The 16,875-nt window shown below is 63.2% G+C and carries 18 protein-coding genes; 11 read left to right on the plus strand and 7 right to left on the minus strand.

Annotated features, from left to right (window positions below; genetic code table 11):
* Positions 1-42 precede the first annotated feature (42 nt).
* Positions 43-531: a hypothetical protein gene (locus M0639_RS16935; protein WP_030537046.1), complete on the minus strand. Its 489-nt coding sequence runs from the start codon at positions 529-531 to the stop codon at positions 43-45.
* Positions 532-658: 127 nt separating this feature from the next.
* Between M0639_RS16935 and ctaE the strand changes: the two genes are divergently transcribed.
* From ctaE to qcrB, 4 genes are all read left to right on the plus strand, one after another.
* A complete protein-coding gene (gene ctaE / locus M0639_RS16940; RefSeq protein WP_007730060.1) occupies positions 659-1,270 on the plus strand; it encodes an aa3-type cytochrome oxidase subunit III in 612 nt (203 codons plus the stop codon).
* Between the two features lie 64 nt (positions 1,271-1,334).
* The gene (gene qcrC, locus M0639_RS16945) at positions 1,335-2,186 is read left to right on the plus strand and encodes a cytochrome bc1 complex diheme cytochrome c subunit (protein ID WP_003941682.1); all 852 of its coding nucleotides are present in this window, start codon (positions 1,335-1,337) and stop codon (positions 2,184-2,186) included.
* On the plus strand, positions 2,183-3,325 hold the full coding sequence (qcrA, locus tag M0639_RS16950) for a cytochrome bc1 complex Rieske iron-sulfur subunit (protein ID WP_007730058.1): 1,143 nt from the start codon (positions 2,183-2,185) through the stop codon (positions 3,323-3,325). The genes qcrC and qcrA overlap by 4 nt, the downstream gene beginning before the upstream one ends.
* A 59-nt stretch (positions 3,326-3,384) precedes the next feature.
* Positions 3,385-4,989 carry a cytochrome bc1 complex cytochrome b subunit gene (qcrB, locus tag M0639_RS16955; RefSeq protein WP_007730057.1) on the plus strand — a complete coding sequence of 535 codons (1,605 nt, stop codon included), beginning with the start codon at positions 3,385-3,387 and terminating at the stop codon, positions 4,987-4,989.
* A 149-nt stretch (positions 4,990-5,138) separates the two neighbouring features.
* On the opposite strand, the gene M0639_RS16960 is transcribed toward qcrB, so the two are convergent.
* A complete protein-coding gene (locus M0639_RS16960; protein ID WP_019748908.1) occupies positions 5,139-5,435 on the minus strand; it encodes an antibiotic biosynthesis monooxygenase family protein in 297 nt (98 codons plus the stop codon).
* A gap of 66 nt (positions 5,436-5,501) precedes the next feature.
* Here M0639_RS16960 and M0639_RS16965 point away from each other — a divergent pair, with 66 nt between their 5' ends.
* Positions 5,502-5,891 (plus strand): DUF3224 domain-containing protein, encoded by a 390-nt coding sequence (locus tag M0639_RS16965; protein ID WP_030537047.1) that lies wholly within the window; start codon positions 5,502-5,504, stop codon positions 5,889-5,891.
* Between the two features lie 109 nt (positions 5,892-6,000).
* On the opposite strand, the gene M0639_RS16970 is transcribed toward M0639_RS16965, so the two are convergent.
* The gene (locus tag M0639_RS16970; RefSeq protein WP_003941723.1) at positions 6,001-6,417 is read right to left on the minus strand and encodes a cytochrome c oxidase subunit 4; all 417 of its coding nucleotides are present in this window, start codon (positions 6,415-6,417) and stop codon (positions 6,001-6,003) included.
* Between the two features lie 39 nt (positions 6,418-6,456).
* A complete protein-coding gene (gene ctaC, locus M0639_RS16975) occupies positions 6,457-7,521 on the minus strand; it encodes an aa3-type cytochrome oxidase subunit II (protein ID WP_030537048.1) in 1,065 nt (354 codons plus the stop codon).
* Positions 7,522-7,840: 319 nt separating this feature from the next.
* Between ctaC and asnB the strand changes: the two genes are divergently transcribed.
* Positions 7,841-9,766, plus strand: coding sequence for an asparagine synthase (glutamine-hydrolyzing) (asnB, locus tag M0639_RS16980; RefSeq protein WP_003941790.1), 1,926 nt, complete (start codon positions 7,841-7,843; stop codon positions 9,764-9,766).
* 63 nt (positions 9,767-9,829) lie between these two features.
* On the opposite strand, the gene M0639_RS16985 is transcribed toward asnB, so the two are convergent.
* From M0639_RS16985 to M0639_RS16995, 3 genes are all read right to left on the minus strand, one after another.
* Positions 9,830-10,807, minus strand: a complete 978-nt coding sequence (locus M0639_RS16985; protein ID WP_003941700.1) for a carbohydrate kinase family protein — start codon at positions 10,805-10,807, stop codon at positions 9,830-9,832.
* Between the two features lie 196 nt (positions 10,808-11,003).
* Positions 11,004-11,354 (minus strand): HesB/IscA family protein, encoded by a 351-nt coding sequence (locus M0639_RS16990; RefSeq protein ID WP_007730053.1) that lies wholly within the window; start codon positions 11,352-11,354, stop codon positions 11,004-11,006.
* Positions 11,355-11,504: 150 nt separating this feature from the next.
* Entirely contained in the window at positions 11,505-12,572 is a 1,068-nt protein-coding gene (locus tag M0639_RS16995) for a glycerate kinase family protein (RefSeq protein WP_064075446.1), read from the minus strand.
* Between the two features lie 134 nt (positions 12,573-12,706).
* Between M0639_RS16995 and M0639_RS17000 the strand changes: the two genes are divergently transcribed.
* The 5 genes from M0639_RS17000 to M0639_RS17020 are packed head-to-tail and all read left to right on the plus strand — an operon-like array spanning position 12,707 to position 16,858.
* Positions 12,707-13,363, plus strand: coding sequence for a DUF3043 domain-containing protein (locus M0639_RS17000; RefSeq protein WP_007730051.1), 657 nt, complete (start codon positions 12,707-12,709; stop codon positions 13,361-13,363).
* 2 nt (positions 13,364-13,365) lie between these two features.
* Positions 13,366-13,953 (plus strand): bifunctional adenosylcobinamide kinase/adenosylcobinamide-phosphate guanylyltransferase, encoded by a 588-nt coding sequence (gene cobU, locus M0639_RS17005; RefSeq protein WP_064075447.1) that lies wholly within the window; start codon positions 13,366-13,368, stop codon positions 13,951-13,953.
* 23 nt (positions 13,954-13,976) lie between these two features.
* On the plus strand, positions 13,977-15,122 hold the full coding sequence (cobT, locus tag M0639_RS17010) for a nicotinate-nucleotide--dimethylbenzimidazole phosphoribosyltransferase (protein WP_058039510.1): 1,146 nt from the start codon (positions 13,977-13,979) through the stop codon (positions 15,120-15,122).
* Between the two features lie 2 nt (positions 15,123-15,124).
* Positions 15,125-15,892, plus strand: a complete 768-nt coding sequence (locus M0639_RS17015; RefSeq protein ID WP_080572302.1) for an adenosylcobinamide-GDP ribazoletransferase — start codon at positions 15,125-15,127, stop codon at positions 15,890-15,892.
* A gap of 9 nt (positions 15,893-15,901) precedes the next feature.
* Positions 15,902-16,858: a GlxA family transcriptional regulator gene (locus M0639_RS17020; protein ID WP_248671206.1), complete on the plus strand. Its 957-nt coding sequence runs from the start codon at positions 15,902-15,904 to the stop codon at positions 16,856-16,858.
* The last annotated feature ends 17 nt before the right edge of the window (positions 16,859-16,875 follow it).

Consider the following 16,875-nt stretch of genomic DNA (forward strand, 5'->3'; position numbering starts at 1 on the left):
CAGCCTAGTCAGTGAGGTAACGAGGAAACCGAATAGGGCCGCTCAGGACTTTCTGCGACCGCGTTTGGGCGGCGCCTCCGCAAGTATCGGGGGCTGGAGCGCGTCCCACCCGGCGACCGAACCACCGAGTCGCTGCGCCAGACCAGCCATTCGTGACCGCTCCTGGGAGCAATGCAGGGCGTCAAGCACCTGGACACGCTCGAAGACGACGCGAACCGAATTCTCGACCACCGGAGTCACGTCCTCGGGCCGACCCACGCCTCGCACATATCCGTCCTGGGCGACGATGCTCTCGGCATCGGCTACCGAGCCCTCCGGGAGGTCGAGATGATGCCGCAGAACCACTTCGGACTCCGCCCTGAACTCCGGCTCGGTGGAGGCGGCACGTTCGAGAGCCGTCGAGCTCGCCTCGGCGTCGTCGAAGCCTTCGGCAACGACGACCAGATCCGACCGCCCTGCATCGAGCGGTGTCGGAATCTTCGTGCCGAAAATTCTCAGGAACCACGGTCTACTCTTGTGTGTAGCTGCCATCGCGCCAGCATATTCCGACCACGCCACCAGCGCGTTCGCCGCCCGATCCCGCGAACTCGAGCCGAGCGACGCGCCGATGGTGGACCCGAGTGGTCGTCTCTTACGACGAAGCGTCATACTTCTGTCTGTGACGAGCGCAGTAGGGACTTCAGGATCGGCAATCACCCAACGCGTGCACTCGCTGAACCGGCCGAATATGGTCAGCGTTGGCACCATCGTGTGGTTGTCAAGTGAGCTCATGTTCTTCGCAGGGCTCTTTGCCATGTACTTCGTGGCACGAGCTCAGGCGAACGGAAATTGGCCGCCGGAGCCAACCGAATTGAACCTTTATCTGGCCGTGCCGGTGACCTTGGTGCTTATCGCATCTTCGTTCACCTGCCAGATGGGTGTCTTCGCGGCTGAGCGTGGCGACGTCTTCGGACTTCGTCGCTGGTACACCATCACCTTGGTCATGGGGGCGTTCTTCGTCGCCGGCCAGGGTTACGAGTACTACCACCTCGTGCACGAGGGCACCACGATTTCGAGCAGCGTGTACGGCTCGGTGTTCTACATGACCACCGGCTTCCACGGTCTGCACGTCATCGGCGGTCTCATCGCCTTCGTCTTCTTGATCGCACGTACCCGGGTCAGCAAGTTCACGCCCGCCCAGGCCACCGCCGCGATCGTTGTTTCGTACTACTGGCACTTTGTCGACATCGTGTGGATCGCGCTGTTTGCCACGATTTATTTCATCCGTTAATCAGCTGTACGCCCCAGGCAGCCCCTGACGTCCAGTTCCGTCCCGACATACCAAAGGGATACAGATGAGTTCATCCCCCCCTCCCGCATCCGATAACTCAGCGAATGCCGCGAAGTCGCGTCGCCAGCGGAAAATCCGCCGGCGCGTCACTGGCGCGCTCGTATTGATGATGGGATTGATCAGCGCAGGTTTCCTCGCTTCGGCGTTGACACCAGCTCCGCAGGTTGCGACCGCCAGTGACGATTCAGCAGCCCTGATTCGTGAAGGCAAGCAGCTGTACGACACGTCATGCATCACGTGCCACGGCGCGAACTTGCAGGGCGTGCAGGACCGCGGTCCCAGCCTCATCGGCGTCGGCGAAGCAGCCGTGTACTTCCAGGTCTCCTCTGGTCGTATGCCGGCAGCTCGCAACGAGGCCCAGGCTGCACGCAAGGACCCCAAGTTCGATGCTGCGCAGACCGACGCCCTCGGCGCTTTCATCCAGGCCAACGGCGGCGGCCCGACGCTCATCCGCGACGAGAACGGCGAAATCGCCCAGTCCTCGCTGCGCGGTGGCGACGTCGGACGCGGCAGTGAGCTCTTCCGGCTCAACTGCGCGTCGTGCCACAACTTCACCGGCCGCGGTGGCGCACTGTCCTCGGGCAAGTACGCCCCGGTCCTGGATCCGGCCAGCGAGCAGCAGATCTACGCTGCCATGGTTACCGGTCCCCAGAACATGCCGAAGTTCTCGGATCGTCAGCTGACGATCGAGGAGAAGAAGGACATCATCGCCTACGTCAAGTCGTCGGGCGAGTCGAAGGACCCCGGTGGGTACGGGCTCGGTGGCCTCGGTCCGGCCTCTGAGGGTCTCGCCATGTGGGCCGTCGGAATCATCGCTGTCGTCGGTGCAGCATTGTGGATCGGAGCAAGGTCATGAGCGACGCTGGCCAGCATGGCGGCGATACGCCTAAGAAGTACACAGATGAAGAGCTCGACGCGATGTCACGCGACGACCTGGTCAAGCTGGGTACCAATCTCGATGGCGTCGATGTCGTCTACCGCCGTGATCGTTGGTCGGTAAAGGGCACCAGGGCGGAAAAGCGCGCCGAGCGCAACGTCGCCTTCTGGTTCGGCCTCGCCGGCGTTTCGGCGATCGCGTTCATCGCGATCTACCTGTTCTGGCCCTGGGAGTACGCAGGCGCCGGTGACGAGAACTACGGCAAGTACAGCCTGTACACCCCGCTGATCGGCTTGACCATGGGTCTGGCGATTCTCGGCGTCGGCATCGGTGCCGTTCAGTTCACGAAGAAGTTCATCCCCGAAGAGGTCTCGATCCAGGACCGCCACGACGGTGGTTCCACCGAGGTCGATCGTCGCACGATCGTCGCCGAGCTCGGCGATACCCTCGAGACGTCCACCCTCCCCCGCCGCAAGGCCATCAAGCGCAGCTTGATGTTCGGCGGCGGCGCACTCGGCGTCATGATGGTCATGCCCCTCGGCGGACTCATCAAGAACCCGTGGGCCAAGGGCGACGACTCACCTCTGTGGGTGTCCGGCTGGACCCCGAACTACCCGGGCGAGACCATCTACCTGCGTCGTGACACCGGCCGTCCCGAGGACATCGTCCTCGTTCGCCCGGAAGATCTCGATGCCGGTTCGATGGAAACGGTCTTCCCGTTCCGCGAGTCCGACCGTGGCGACGAGCACGCTCTGCTCGCAGCACTGCGCGGCATTCGTAACTCGGTGATGCTCATCCGCCTCCGCACGGAAGACACCGCGCGTGTCACCAAGCGTAAGGGCCAGGAAAGCTTCAACTACGGCGATTACTTCGCCTACTCGAAGATCTGCACCCACCTGGGTTGCCCCACCTCGCTCTACGAACAGCAGAGCAACCGTATTCTGTGCCCCTGCCACCAGTCGCAGTTCGACGCACTGACCTACGGCAAGCCGATCTTCGGTCCCGCTGCTCGCGCACTTCCGCAGTTGCCTATTACAGTGAACGAAGAGGGCTTCCTGGTCGCCGACGGTGACTTCATCGAAGCACTCGGCCCGGCATTTTGGGAGCGTCGACCGTGACCACAACAACAACCAAACCGTCCAAGATCAGCGCGGCAGCGGCTGGACAAGCGGAGGCTATGGACTCCCGCTACCACCTCGCCGCAGGCATGCGCCGGCAGATCAACAAGGTCTTCCCGACGCACTGGTCCTTCATGCTCGGCGAGATCGCGCTCTACAGCTTCGTGATCCTGCTGATCTCCGGTGTGTTCCTGACGCTGTTCTTCGATCCGTCGATGGCACACGTCGTCTACCAGGGCGCATACCAGCCGCTTCGCGGTGTCACGATGTCTCGCGCCTACGAGACGACCCTGAACATCTCCTTCGAGGTGCGCGGCGGTCTCTTCGTTCGCCAGATTCACCACTGGGCTGCACTGATGTTCGCGGCGTCGATCATCGTTCACCTCGCTCGCATCTTCTTCACCGGCGCCTTCCGTCGCCCACGTGAAGCGAACTGGGTCATCGGCTGCCTGCTGCTCATCCTGGCGATGTTCGAAGGCTTCTTCGGTTACACCATCCCCGACGACCTGCTCTCGGGCACCGGCCTCCGCGCCGCCTTCGGTGGTATCACGATGAGTATCCCGATCGTCGGTACCTGGATGCACTGGCTGATCTTCGACGGCGACTTCCCCGGCGACCTCATCATCCCGCGTCTCTACGTCGCTCACGTGCTGCTGTTCCCGGGCATCATCCTGGCTCTGATCGCCGGCCACCTCGCGTTGGTCTGGTACCAGAAGCACACGCAGTTCCCCGGCCCCGGCCGTACGGAACAGAACGTCGTCGGCGTGCGCATCCTCCCGGTCTTCGCGATGAAGGGTGGCGCGTTCTTCGCCATGACCTTCGGCGTGCTCGCACTGCTCGGTGGTCTGTTCCAGATCAACCCCGTGTGGAACATCGGTCCGTACAACCCGTCACAGGTCTCGGCAGGTTCCCAGCCCGATATCTACATGATGTGGACGGACGGCCTTGCTCGACTGTGGCCGGCGTGGGAGATCTACCTGTTCAACCGGTACACGATCCCTGCAGTGTTCGCCGTCGCCCTGATCATGGGCCTCGTCTTCGCACTGTTGATCGCGTACCCGTGGATCGAGAAGCGTCTCACCGGAGACGACGCTCACCACAACATCCTGCAGCGCCCGCGCGACGTGCCGGTCCGTACCGCTATCGGTGCGATGTCCATCGCGTTCTACCTGGTGCTCACGATCTCCTGCATCAACGACATCATCGCGTACCACCTGCACATCTCGCTGAACGCAATGACGTGGATCGGCCGTATCGGCATGGTCATCCTTCCGCCCATCGCGTACTTCGTGACGTACCGGTTCTGCATCGGCCTGCAGCGCAGTGACCGTGCAGTCCTCGAACACGGCATCGAGACCGGCATCATCAAGCGGATGCCGAACGGCCAGTACATCGAGATCCACCAGCCGCTCGGCCCCGTCGACGAGCACGGACACCCGATCCCGCTCGAGTACCAGGGTGCTGCTGTCCCGAAGAAGATGAACAAGCTCGGCCTCGCCGGCAAGCCCGGTAGCGGTAGCCTGATCACCGCTGACCCAGTCGAGGAGAGCGAGGCTCTCGAAGCCGCTCATCACGAAGCTGAGCACGAGCAGCTTCAGATCCTTCTGGACTACCAGAACCGAACCAACGGCAAGTCCGATGGTTCCAGTGGAGAACTCCACTAAGAACGTCAGTTGACCAGTGAGGCCCCGAACCGGATTCCGGTTCGGGGCCTCACTCGTTCTCTGAGCGATTCAGTATGGACAACCTCCAAGTGGGCACCACTCCCCCGGTTCGTCGTCTGAGCGCCGACAACAGCAGGCACTACGCTTTGCTAGACCTCGAGCACAGTCGAATAGTGCTCCACCGTCGGGAACGGCTCGTAGAAGTGATGGAGAAGTTCTCGCCACTTCTCGTATCCTGGCGACTTACGGAACCCGATGGTGTGTGACTCCACGTCTTCCCACTCGACCAGCAGGAGATATCGCTCCGGCGATTCCAGGCAGTGCGAGAGCCGCAGCCTGATGAATCCGGGAACCTCGGAGATGATGGTTCGGGCCACGTCGAATGCGGCCTCGAAACGCGCTGACTGCGACGGATCGACCTGTAGGACGGCATGTTCGAGAATCATCTACCGAGTGTTGCACGTTCTCGGGAGTCCCCTCGAGGCGTTGTCGCCTGGTGAGATACTCGGACCATGACATCCCATGCACGCGGCACCTTCGAGATCGATCTTCGCCCCGCCGATCCTGAGCTCTCCGGACGCGTCGGACGCTTCGAGTTCGACAAGACGTTCATCGGCGGCGTCGAAGGCACGTCGTCCGGACTGATGCTGTCCGCGGGCGATCCGACAGCCGGTGCAGCGGGCTATGTCGCTTTGGAGTTTGTCACGGGGCAGGTCGACGAAGCTGTGGGATCGTTCGCCCTGCAGCAGTTCGGTCAGATGATCGACGGAACGCAGAAGCTTCTGTACGAGATCGTGCCGGGGTCCGGGACCGGCGAGTTGAAGGGCATCGCAGGCACTCTCGAGCTGGAGGTCGTCGACGGTCTGCACCGCTACGACCTCGAATACTCGCTCCACGATTGACAGAGAGCGGTTGTTGACAGGCACCCTCCTACCACCGAAACGTACATAAACGACAACAGAGGCGCCGTACCCGGGTGGGTGCGGCGCCTCTGTTCGAGTGCGGGTGAAACTAGTGCTTCTCGGGTCCGGTGTAGTACTCGAACACCAGGCCTGCGGCTGCGGCGAGCACACAGACAACTGCGACTGCGATGAGCCACGGCTGGAAGTACGCCAGCGACACTGCCGCGAGTGCAGCAGCAGCGGCAAGCAGGATCGGCCAGAAGCTACCCGGGCTGAAGAAGCCCAGTTCTCCTGCACCATCCGAGATTTCAGCGTCGTCGTAGTCCTCGGGACGGGTGTCCAGACGACGGGCGACGAAGCGGAAGTAGGTACCCACGATGAGCGTCAGACCTGCAGACAGGACGATGGCCGTCAGTCCGGCCCACTCGATACCTGTGCGTGACAGAGCGGTGAACACTCCGTAGATGATCGCGACGAGAATGAAGAACATCGTCAGGATCTCGAAGAGCTTGGCTTCGATCTTCATATCAGCACTTGTCCTTGTTCAGTGAAGAGGCTGGCCGGCTCAGTTGCCTGCAGTGGCGACGGTTGCCTGACGGTACTCGCGGTCGGTGTTGAACGGCGTGGTCGACGTAGCCACCGGCGACTGACCGATTGCCTGCAGAGCCTCGGCGGTCGTCAGACCACCCTTGCCCTCCGCGTCACCCTTGCGCAGTTCGATGTACTTGGCGAAGTCCTCGGGCGAAACCGCACGAACCTCGAAGTTCATCATCGCGTGGAACGTGCCACACATTTCTGCACAACGCCCGACGAACGCGCCTTCCTTCTCGATCTCACTGATCTGGAAGATGTTGTCCGAGTGGTTCTCCTTGGGGTTCGGGAGAACGTCGCGCTTGAACAGGAACTCAGGCACCCAGAAAGCGTGGATGACGTCCGAGGAAGCAAGTTCGAACTGGATCCGCTTGCCGGTGGGCAGAACGAGAATCGGGATCTCCTGGCTGGAGCCGACGGTCTCGATCTTGTCGTAGTGCAGGTAGCTCAGGTCCTCGGTGCTGTTGCCGTGGATCGGGCCGGGGACTTCTTCCCCGTGTTCGTTCACGGTGGAACCCTCGGTCTTTGCAGCCTCTTCGGCCTCGACGTCGATTCCGTTGTACTTAGCGGAGCCGTCACCGAACTCGATGGAGCGGTAGCCGAACTTCCAGTTCCACTGGAAGGCCGTGACGTCTACGACGACGTCAGGATTGTCCGTCTTGTCCAGAACATGGTTCTGAACGATGACGGTGAAGTAGAAGAGAACCGCGATGATGACGAAGGGAACTGCCGTGTAACCGAGTTCGAGCGGCACGTTGTATGCCGTCTGACGCGGGAATTCCGGCGAGTCCTTCTTCTTACGGTGGAAGATGACGGCCCAGAAGACCAACCCCCACACCAGCACACCCATGACGAGGGCGGCTACAACCGACCACGTCCACAGCTCACGCATGCGCGTCGCCTCCGGGGTGATGCCCGAAGGCCACCCGAAACGAAGCACTTCGTTGTCGATGGAGCAACCCGACAGCAGCAAGGCAGCAATGCCCAGAGATACTGCCAGCCCCGCTCGCCGAAGGATCCGACCTTGCGCCACGTTCACGCCTTCCTGATCGCCACAAAATTCAACTAGGGCATGCCCGGAGGGAAGGCCCAATTACTACGCAGCGTAGACCAAAGCCGGGCGCTATCCATCCTCGGGTCCTCGCCCGTGTCGCGGCGGACGTCACACAGCTCTCTCAGGTGCTGCTCAGGAACGGCTCAGGTCGTTTCGGCGACGCACATCACGTCGATTGGTTCCGCCGCGATCGGCAGGGACGTCGATCTGCGGCATACTTTCGTCAAGAGTTCGTTGACCTCTCCCCGACACTCGTGTCCGGGAGCCTTCTGTACAAAAATTCTGAATCGAGGAACCGGACGCTGTGTGTGGACTGCTCGGGCTACTGACATCTGGCGGAACCAGCGAGGACGCCGTCTCGCGGGTCGACCAGGCGATGCATTGCCTTCGTCACCGCGGGCCGGACGAACACGGGACGTGGAACGACGATCACCTCGTCTTCGGGTTCAACCGCCTGGCGATCATCGACATCGCTCATTCCCACCAGCCGCTGCGTTGGGGCCCACCGGAGAACCCGGAGCGTTATGCGCTCACGTTCAACGGCGAGATCTACAACTACTTGGAGATCCGCGCCGAACTGGTCAAGGACCACGACGCCAAGTTCTTCACCGAGGGCGACTCCGAGGCCATCGTCGCTGCATTCCACTACTGGGGTGAGGACGCGGTCCGGCGCCTGCGCGGAATGTTCGCGTTCGCGATCTGGGACACCGACACACGCGAGCTGTTCATCGCGCGCGATCCATTCGGGATCAAGCCGCTGTTCATCGCGACCGGCGCCGGCGGCACCGCGTTCGGCAGCGAGAAGAAGAGCCTGCTCGAACTCACCGATCTGATCGGCATCGGTACCGAGCTGGATCCGCGTGCCATCGAGCACTACACCGTTCTGCAGTACGTACCGGAGCCGGAAACACTGCACAAGCAGATCCGACGCCTGGAGTCGGGCAGCTTCGCTCGGGTGCGTCCGGGCGAGGAGCCCACGTTCACGCGGTATTTCACGCCGAAGTTCCCGGCCAAGCCTTTTGCACCTGGCACCGAGAAGGCGCGCTACCAGGAAATCGCCGAGGCACTCGAGGATTCGGTCGCCAAGCACATGCGCGCCGACGTCACCGTCGGTTCGTTCTTGTCCGGTGGTATCGACTCCACGGCGATCGCGGCGCTGGCGATGCGCCACAACCCCAACCTGATCACGTTCACGACCGGTTTCGAACGTGAGGGCTATTCCGAGGTCGACGTCGCTGCAGAATCTGCCGCAGCGATCGGCGCGAAGCACGTCGTCAAGGTGGTCTCCCCCGCCGAGTTCGCCGCTGCCATTCCCGAGATCGTCTGGTACCTCGACGACCCGGTAGCCGATCCGGCATTGATTCCGCTGTGGTTCATCGCGAAGGAAGCGCGCAAGCACGTCAAGGTCGTGCTGTCCGGCGAGGGTGCTGACGAGCTGTTCGGCGGCTACACGATCTACCGTGAGCCGTTGTCGCTCAAGCCTTTCGAGTACCTCCCCAAGGGACTGCGTCGGGCTGCCGGCAAGTTGTCCGAACGCATCCCGGACGGCACTCGCGGCAAGAGTCTGCTCAACCGCGGTTCCTTGACGCTCGAGGAGCGCTACTACGGAAATGCTCGTAGCTTCAACGACGCTCAGCTCCGCGCCGTCCTGCGCGATTTCCGCCCCGAGTGGACTCACCAGGACGTCACTGCGCCGATCTACGCGCAGTCACGGGACTGGGATCCGGTTGCGCGGATGCAGCATCTCGACCTGTTCACCTGGCTGCGCGGCGACATCCTCGTCAAGGCAGACAAGATGACGATGGCCAACTCGCTGGAACTGCGTGTGCCGTTCCTCGATCCCGAGGTCTTCGACGTCGCGTCACGCGTACCGCTCGATCAGAAGATCACGAAGGACACAACCAAGTACGCACTGCGCCAGGCCCTGGAAGGCATTGTGCCGCACCATGTTCTGCACCGTGCGAAGCTCGGATTCCCGGTTCCCCTACGCCACTGGCTGCGCGGCACCGAACTCTTCGACTGGGCACATCTGCAGATCGAGGAGTCGGGTACCGACCACATCTTCGACAAGCAGGCCGTCGTGAAGATGCTCAACGATCACCGCGAGGGCGTGTCCGACCACAGCCGACGCCTGTGGACCGTCCTGACCTTCATGGTCTGGCACGGAATCTTCGTGGAGAAGCGCATCGTGCCGCAGATCCAGGAACCGGTGTACCCGGTCAATATCTAGGCCTTCGGCCCCGTGAGCGGTTAGGGAGTCTCCGGACTCCTCAACCACTCACGGGGCGGAGCCCTACTTCGGCAGGATCGTCGCGATCTCGTCCGCTGCCGCGCTGCCGTATGCGTCGGTAAGGCGCTTGAGTGCCTCGTCGCGATTGAACACCCACTCCTGCGTTCCCACGGTCTCGAGAATCAACACAGCGACCAAAGATCCCAACTGTGCAGCACGCTCAAAGCTCAGACCGGCGCCGTGTGCGAGCAGGAACCCGGCGCGGAAGCCGTCACCAACGCCCGTCGGATCCACCTTGCCGGTCTCGGGCACTACGTCGACGCGCACCCAATTACCTTCGGCGTCAACAATTTCCACACCCTTGGAGCCGAGGGTGGTGACACGGATGCCGACCTGCGCGCGGATCTCTTCCTCGCTCAGACCAGTCTTCTGCTGAAGCAGACCCCACTCGTACTCGTTGGTGAACAAGTACTTCGCGCCGTGAATGAGCGCCTTGGCCTCGTCACCGGACAGGCGGGCAAGCTGCTGCGACGGATCCGCTGCGAACGGAATCCCGAGCAGACGGCATTCGTCGGTATGGCGAACCATGGCCTCGGGGTCGTTGGCGCCGATCAGCACCAACTCGACTGCGCCCGCAGTCTTGGCCACTGCCGCGAGTTCGATCTCGCGAGCCTCGCTCATCGCACCGGGGTAGAACGACGCGATCTGCGCCATGTCCTCGTCGGTGGTGCACACGAAACGCGCCGTATGTGCCTTGTCCGAGATACGGACCGCGCTGCAGTCGACGCCGTTGTCCTCGAGCCACGTGCGGTACTCGGCGAAGTCGGCACCGACTGCGCCGACGAGTAGCGGGGACCCACCGAGCACGCCCATGGCGTAAGCGATGTTGCCGCCGACACCACCGCGGCGAATCACGAGATCGTCGACCAGGAAACTCAGCGAAACGTGGGCGAGCTGATCGGCGAGGAGCTGATCGGCGAAGCGGCCGGGGAAGCGCATCAAGTGGTCGGTGGCGATGGAACCGGTTACCGCAATAGTCACGGATCGTGGCCTTTCAGCGAAGTGAGTATATGAATGAAAGAGGAGCAAAAGTTCACGTTACCGCCCGTAGCGCCGTCATCGGCGCCAGAGCTGTCGGATCGGAACGGTCTACGTACGAGTCACCACAAACAACTGACGCGAAACCGAATGTCGGTTCCGCGTCAGTTGTTCGTGAATTGAGTTGTGATCGACAGACTCAGTTGAACGAGTCACCGCAGGCGCAGGAGCCTGTTGCATTGGGGTTGTCGATCGAGAAGCCCTGCTGCTCGATGGTGTCGAGGAAGTCGATGGACGCACCTTCGACGTACGGCGCGCTCATCCGGTCGACAACCAGGTTGACGCCGTTGAAGTCGACAGTGAGGTCACCGTCGAGCGTGCGGTCGTCGAAGAACAGCTGGTACTTCAGTCCGGCACAGCCGCCGGGCTGCACTGCAATACGCAGCGCGAGGTCGTCGCGACCCTCCTGATCGAAGAGTGCCTTCGCCTTGGCGGACGCGGCCTCGGTCATCTTGACGCCGTGGGTGGCGGTCTCGTTCTGCACAGTCATGGGCTCTCCCTAATGTTCGTACCAACCCGTGAACGCTTCAACGGTACGCCGCTGCCGACTTATTCCCGCCAGTCCTTTACCGGGTGCGATTCGTCTTCATCCTATCCGGTCTTCCCGACACGGCAACGGCGCGTCGACGCTTGTGGATCCTCAACTCCGGACGCCGCGCCAGATGTTCCACTCGCGCGCCGTGTGTTCGGCGAGTCCCTCGAGACACGCCGACGCCTCCTCCATCGCACGTTCCACCGACCCGGCGAAATCCGTCACCGACTTCGCCGCGACTATCGAGGTCGACGCATAGTCCGCCTCGTCGAGCGTCACCTGGCCGGCAAAGACGAGCGTCGGAACGCCGTGCGCTGCCCCCGCCGAAGCGAGCGTTGTGACGAGTTTGCCGCGCAGAGATTGGTGGTCGAACTTGCCTTCGCCCGTGATCACCAGGTCAGCGGAAGCCAGTAGCGCGGCCTGTCCGGTGCGATCCGCGACGACGTCGGCCCCGGATCGCCGCTGTGCACCGAGCGCAAAGAGCGCGGCACCGATACCACCCGCGGCGCCGGCACCCGGAAAACTCGACACTCGTTTTCCGGTGACGGACTCCAACTGTTCGGCCCATCTCGCGTTGCTCGCTTCGAGGACTGCGACGGCTTCGGCGTCGGCGCCCTTTTGCGGGCCGAACACCGCTGCCGCACCGTGCTCGCCGAGAAGTACGTGTTCGACGTCGGTGGCGGCGACCAACTGAATGCCTGCCGTAGCCGCCGTTGCAGCCTGCAGGCCGCCCAGCGCCTCCACCAGTCCACGTCCCCCGTCGGTGCAGCAACTCCCACCGAGTCCGACGACAACCGTCTTCACGCCTGCCTCGAGCGCGACAGCAATCAGCTCTCCCACACCGAGACTGTGCGCGGCGAGTGCGGTGTCCCGCGTCGGCGGACCTCCGAGCAGGCCGAGCCCGACGGCCTCGGCGGACTCGATGTACGCCGTGTCCGAATCGAACAGCCACGTGGCGTCGACGGCGGCGGTCAAAGGCCCGGACACCCGTGCAGTCCGGATGTCGCCCCCGGCCGTGGCCAAGACGTCGACGAATCCCGGACCACCGTCGGATTGTGGCGCGGTGACGACGTCGTCTTCGGGTCGGCCACGTCGCCAACCGGCAGAAATGGATTCGGCCGCTTCGACGGCCGTCAACGTCTCACCGAACGAATCTGGAGCAACTATTACCCGCATAGCCGAAGTCTAAGAGTCCCGAATGACCCCGATGTTTCACGATCTCGCGCGTTTCAGTGCCTCGGGCGATTGGGTTTTTCAGAAAGACCGAGGTCGGTTTCCCAGACCGTGCACTTATCCAATAGCCTGGAGGTGTGAAATTGTTACGCCGCGGTGACTCAGACAACTCCGACAAACGTGACGTCGAGGGCACTGAGGCATCCTCGGCCTCCGAAGAGGCGCCCATCGAGCAGGTGGGCAAGGGCCGCCCCACACCCAAGCGTCGTGACGCCGAGGCGAAGAGGCGTGGCCCCGTTGCCCCTGCCCCGCTGACCGCGAAGGAAGCCCGCGCCCGCCGCAAGGCGACCCGCGGCTCCAAGGAGGACCGCAAGGCCGAAGCCGCCGAGCGTCGCGCATCGTCGGCAGACCGCCGCGCCCGCATGCTCGCCGGCGAGGACAAGTACCTGCTCCCCCGCGACAAGGGACCGGTTCGCGCCTACGTCCGCGACTTCATCGACGCTCGCCGCAACCTCGTCGGGCTGTTCATGCCGCTCGCGTTGATCCTCATCATGACTATGTTCGTCACGCCCGCGCTCCAGCAGATCGTCACACTGGCAATGCTCGTGATGATGCTCTTCATGGTCGGTGAAGGCATCTGGCTCGGTCGCATGATCAACAACCGCGTCGCCGAGCGCTTCCCCGACAGCACCGACGGCGGCTTCAAGCTCGGCTGGTACGCGTTCGTTCGCGCGTCGCAGATCCGCAAGCTGCGCGCACCGAAGCCTCGTGTGGGGCCGGGCGACGCAATCTGAGCGTGACGAACACGTATAGAACTTTGGTCCTCGGCGGCGCGCGGTCTGGTAAGTCCGCGCACGCCGAGGATTTGGTTTGTGGAGGCCACCTACCCGAAAGTTCGGCACCGATCCGGTATCTGGCGACGGCAAGGCGCGATGTCTCCGACGCAGACTGGGAGAGCCGGATCGACCAACACCGCAACAGGCGGCCTTCCCATTGGTCGACGGTCGAAACCGCAGATGCCGGCGATCTCGCGGCGCAGCTCGAAAGCGATTCACACACAGCGACGTTGGTCGACGATCTGGGAACGTGGCTGACCGCGGAACTCGATCGGCAAGGCGCCTGGGACGCTCCGCGCGGCACCGTCACTCCCGCTGCGGACAGCCTGGTCGCCAGTGTCGAGAACTATCGCGGACACCTGGTGCTGGTCAGCCCCGAAGTGGGTTTGGCCGTCATCCCCGAGACGCGGTCCGGACGATTGTTCCGCGACGAGATCGGCACTCTCAACGCTCGTATCGCCGCGGTGTGCGATCGTGTCGTACTAGTGGTTGCAGGGTTACCGCTCATCTTGAAAGATACTGCTGCACAACCGGAAGGCACGATGTGAGTACCGAGGCCAATCCAGGGGCCATTTCAGGGGCGAATCCAGATGCCAACCCTGACGTCGCGCCAGTCAGTAGCGCCGACTTCGAACCCGTCACCCCGCCCGACCGCGAGGTGCGAGCGCAGGCCGATGCGCGTCAGCGTGATCTGACCAAGCCGGCCGGTTCGCTGGGCCGACTGGAGGCTCTCGCCGGCTGGGCATCAGCCTGCCAAGGAGTTTGTCCCCCACACGCTTTCGCTCGGCCTCGCGTCGTCGTGTTCGCGGGTGATCACGGAATCGCCCGCAATGGCGTCTCCGCCTATCCGCCGGAAGTGACCGCACAGATGGTCGCCAACTTCCTCGGGGGCGGCGCGGCAGTCAACGTCCTCGCCGAGGTTGCCGGCGCCACGGTACGCGTCGTCGACATCGCAGTGGACGGCGATACCGATCCGTCCGTCTCGAACCACAAGGTGCGCAGGTCTTCCGGGTCCATCGACCGCGAAGACGCCATGTCGAACGAGGAAACCCTTCAGGCCATCGCCGCCGGCCGAGCGATCGCGGACGAGGAAATCGACGGGGGCGCAGATCTTCTCATCGCCGGCGACATGGGCATCGGCAATACGACGCCCGCAACCGTACTCATCGCCGCACTCACGGACAGTGAACCCGTCGCGGTCGTGGGTCGAGGTACCGGTATCGACGACGCCGGATGGATCCGCAAGACCGCAGCGATTCGCGACGCTCTCCGGCGTGCCCGTCCGCACGTTCGCGACACAGTCGCGCTGCTGCGCACGTCTTCGGGTGCCGACCTCGCCGCGATGGCCGGCTTTCTGGCCCAGGCAGCTTCGCGTCGTACGCCGGTGATCCTCGACGGCGTTGTGGTCACCGCAGCCGCCATGGTTGCCGACGAACTGGCTTTCGGCGCACGTGAATGGTGGGTCGCCGGACACCGCTCCACCGAACCTGCCCACACCATCGCATTGACCCGAATGGGTCTCGACCCGATCGTCGAGTTCGACATGCGTCTCGGTGAAGGTTCAGGCGCAGTCACAGCGCTCCCGATTCTTCAGGGCGCAGTGGCAATCCTGGGCAAGATGGCGACATTCTCCGAAGCCGGCGTCAGCACTCAGGGCAGGGCACCTGCCGACGAACCCGAGTCGATCGACCTGACCAAGACCGATACGGCGGAGTGAGGGTGGCGGGCCCGCTGTCCGGAGTGCCACTGGCCTTCTCGTGGCTGACGGTCCTTCCGGTTCGTGGTCCCTCCGACATCGACCGAACTGCCGGCCGTCGCGCCATCGCGGCAGCTCCGCTCACCGGGATCGCTCTCGGCATTGCCGCGACGTTTCTGCTCTGGGGCACAACCAGTGTCGGCCTGAATCCCTATCTCGCAGGCTTGCTGACGGTAGGTGCGCTCGCTCTCGGGACACGCGGGATGCACGTGGACGGACTGGCAGACTCCGTCGACGGACTGGGTTGTTACGGTCCACCGGAGCGCGCCCGCGAGGTCATGCACAGCGGCGGTGCCGGACCGTTCGGGGTCGCGGCGCTGTTCATCTTCCTTGGGCTGCAATCGGTCTCCTTCGGCGTCCTCGCTGTTGCCGACTCCCCCACGCAGTGGATCGCCGTTCTCGTATCTGTCGCTGCGGGTCGTGTGGCCGTCGTTTTTGCCTGCCGCCGAGGTATTCTCGCGTCTGGCCCGAGCGGATTCGGTGCGCTCGTCGCCGATTCACAACCGTTGTGGGCCGCAATCGTGTGGTCGGTTCCGCTGATCGCCGCTTCCGGCTTTGCCACCGACCGGTGGTGGCTCGGCCCTCTCGTGACCGCGTCGGCGCTGGTGATCAGTGTGCTGTGCGTGCGTCACTGCGTCCGTAGATTCGGCGGACTCAACGGAGACGTTCTCGGATTCGCACTCGAACTCACTGTGACGCTTACGGCCGTCGGCCTCACTCTCGGACTGTGATCCGACGTCGTGCGAGTAGGTGTCCTTGCGTACGAAGGTTGCCTCGCGGCCGAGATCTTCGTTTTCACCGACCTTCTCCTGATCGCCAATCGCGTCGCTGATGGAGCGCCCGCCGACCCCTTCGAGGTATCGGTCATCGCAGCGTCCGGCACGCCCGTCGTTGCGGCAGGTGGATTTTCGCTCGGCGTGCAGGAGGGGCATCACGACATCGATCACCTGGTTGTGCCGGGGTTCGAACTCGTGCCGTCCGAAGACCCTGCGACGCGTTTGTCGCTGTGGGACAGAGAAATCGAGTTCATCCGTGCGTGCGAGGCGCGCGGCGTTCGGGTGTCGTCGGTCTGCGTCGGCGCGTATCTGCTGGGGGAGGCGGGACTGCTCGACGGACGCCGATGTACGACGTCGTGGCTGTACGGTGCGGACCTCGCGAGTCGTTACCCCGGTGCGACGGTTCGAACCGACTCGTTGATCGTCCAGGACGACGGCGTCACCACCACTGCTGCGTTCACCGCCGCGCTCGACCTCGCAACAGCACTCGTGCGCGAGCATCTCGGCGACAAGATTGCGCGTACGACCGCAAGAATTACGCTGGCGCCCGAAAACCGAACCAGTCAAGCTCCGTACATCCTCGACTCGATGCTGCCCGCCAAACACACACAGTTTGCCGACGACGTCGGAAGGTGGCTGGTCGAACGGATGGCGGAACCTTACGACTTGGATCTGCTGTCGAGTGCTTTTCACCTCAGCACCCGAACCATGCTTCGGAAGTTCAAGGACGAGACCGGGGAATCGCCGCGCAGTTATCTGCAGCGTGCACGGATCCGAAAAGCGAAACGGTTGTCGGCGGCCATGAAATTCTGCCCGGAGACGGCCACGAAACTGCCCGCTGGCGGACATGAAACCTGCCCGGTGGCGGTCATGGGATCTGCCCGACACGACGTCGTCTGCCTCACCGGCTCCGACGGTTGAGGCCCCTCCTCAGGTGC

The sequence above is a fragment of the Rhodococcus qingshengii JCM 15477 genome (genome assembly GCF_023221595.1).
Classification (GTDB): domain Bacteria; phylum Actinomycetota; class Actinomycetes; order Mycobacteriales; family Mycobacteriaceae; genus Rhodococcus_F; species Rhodococcus_F qingshengii.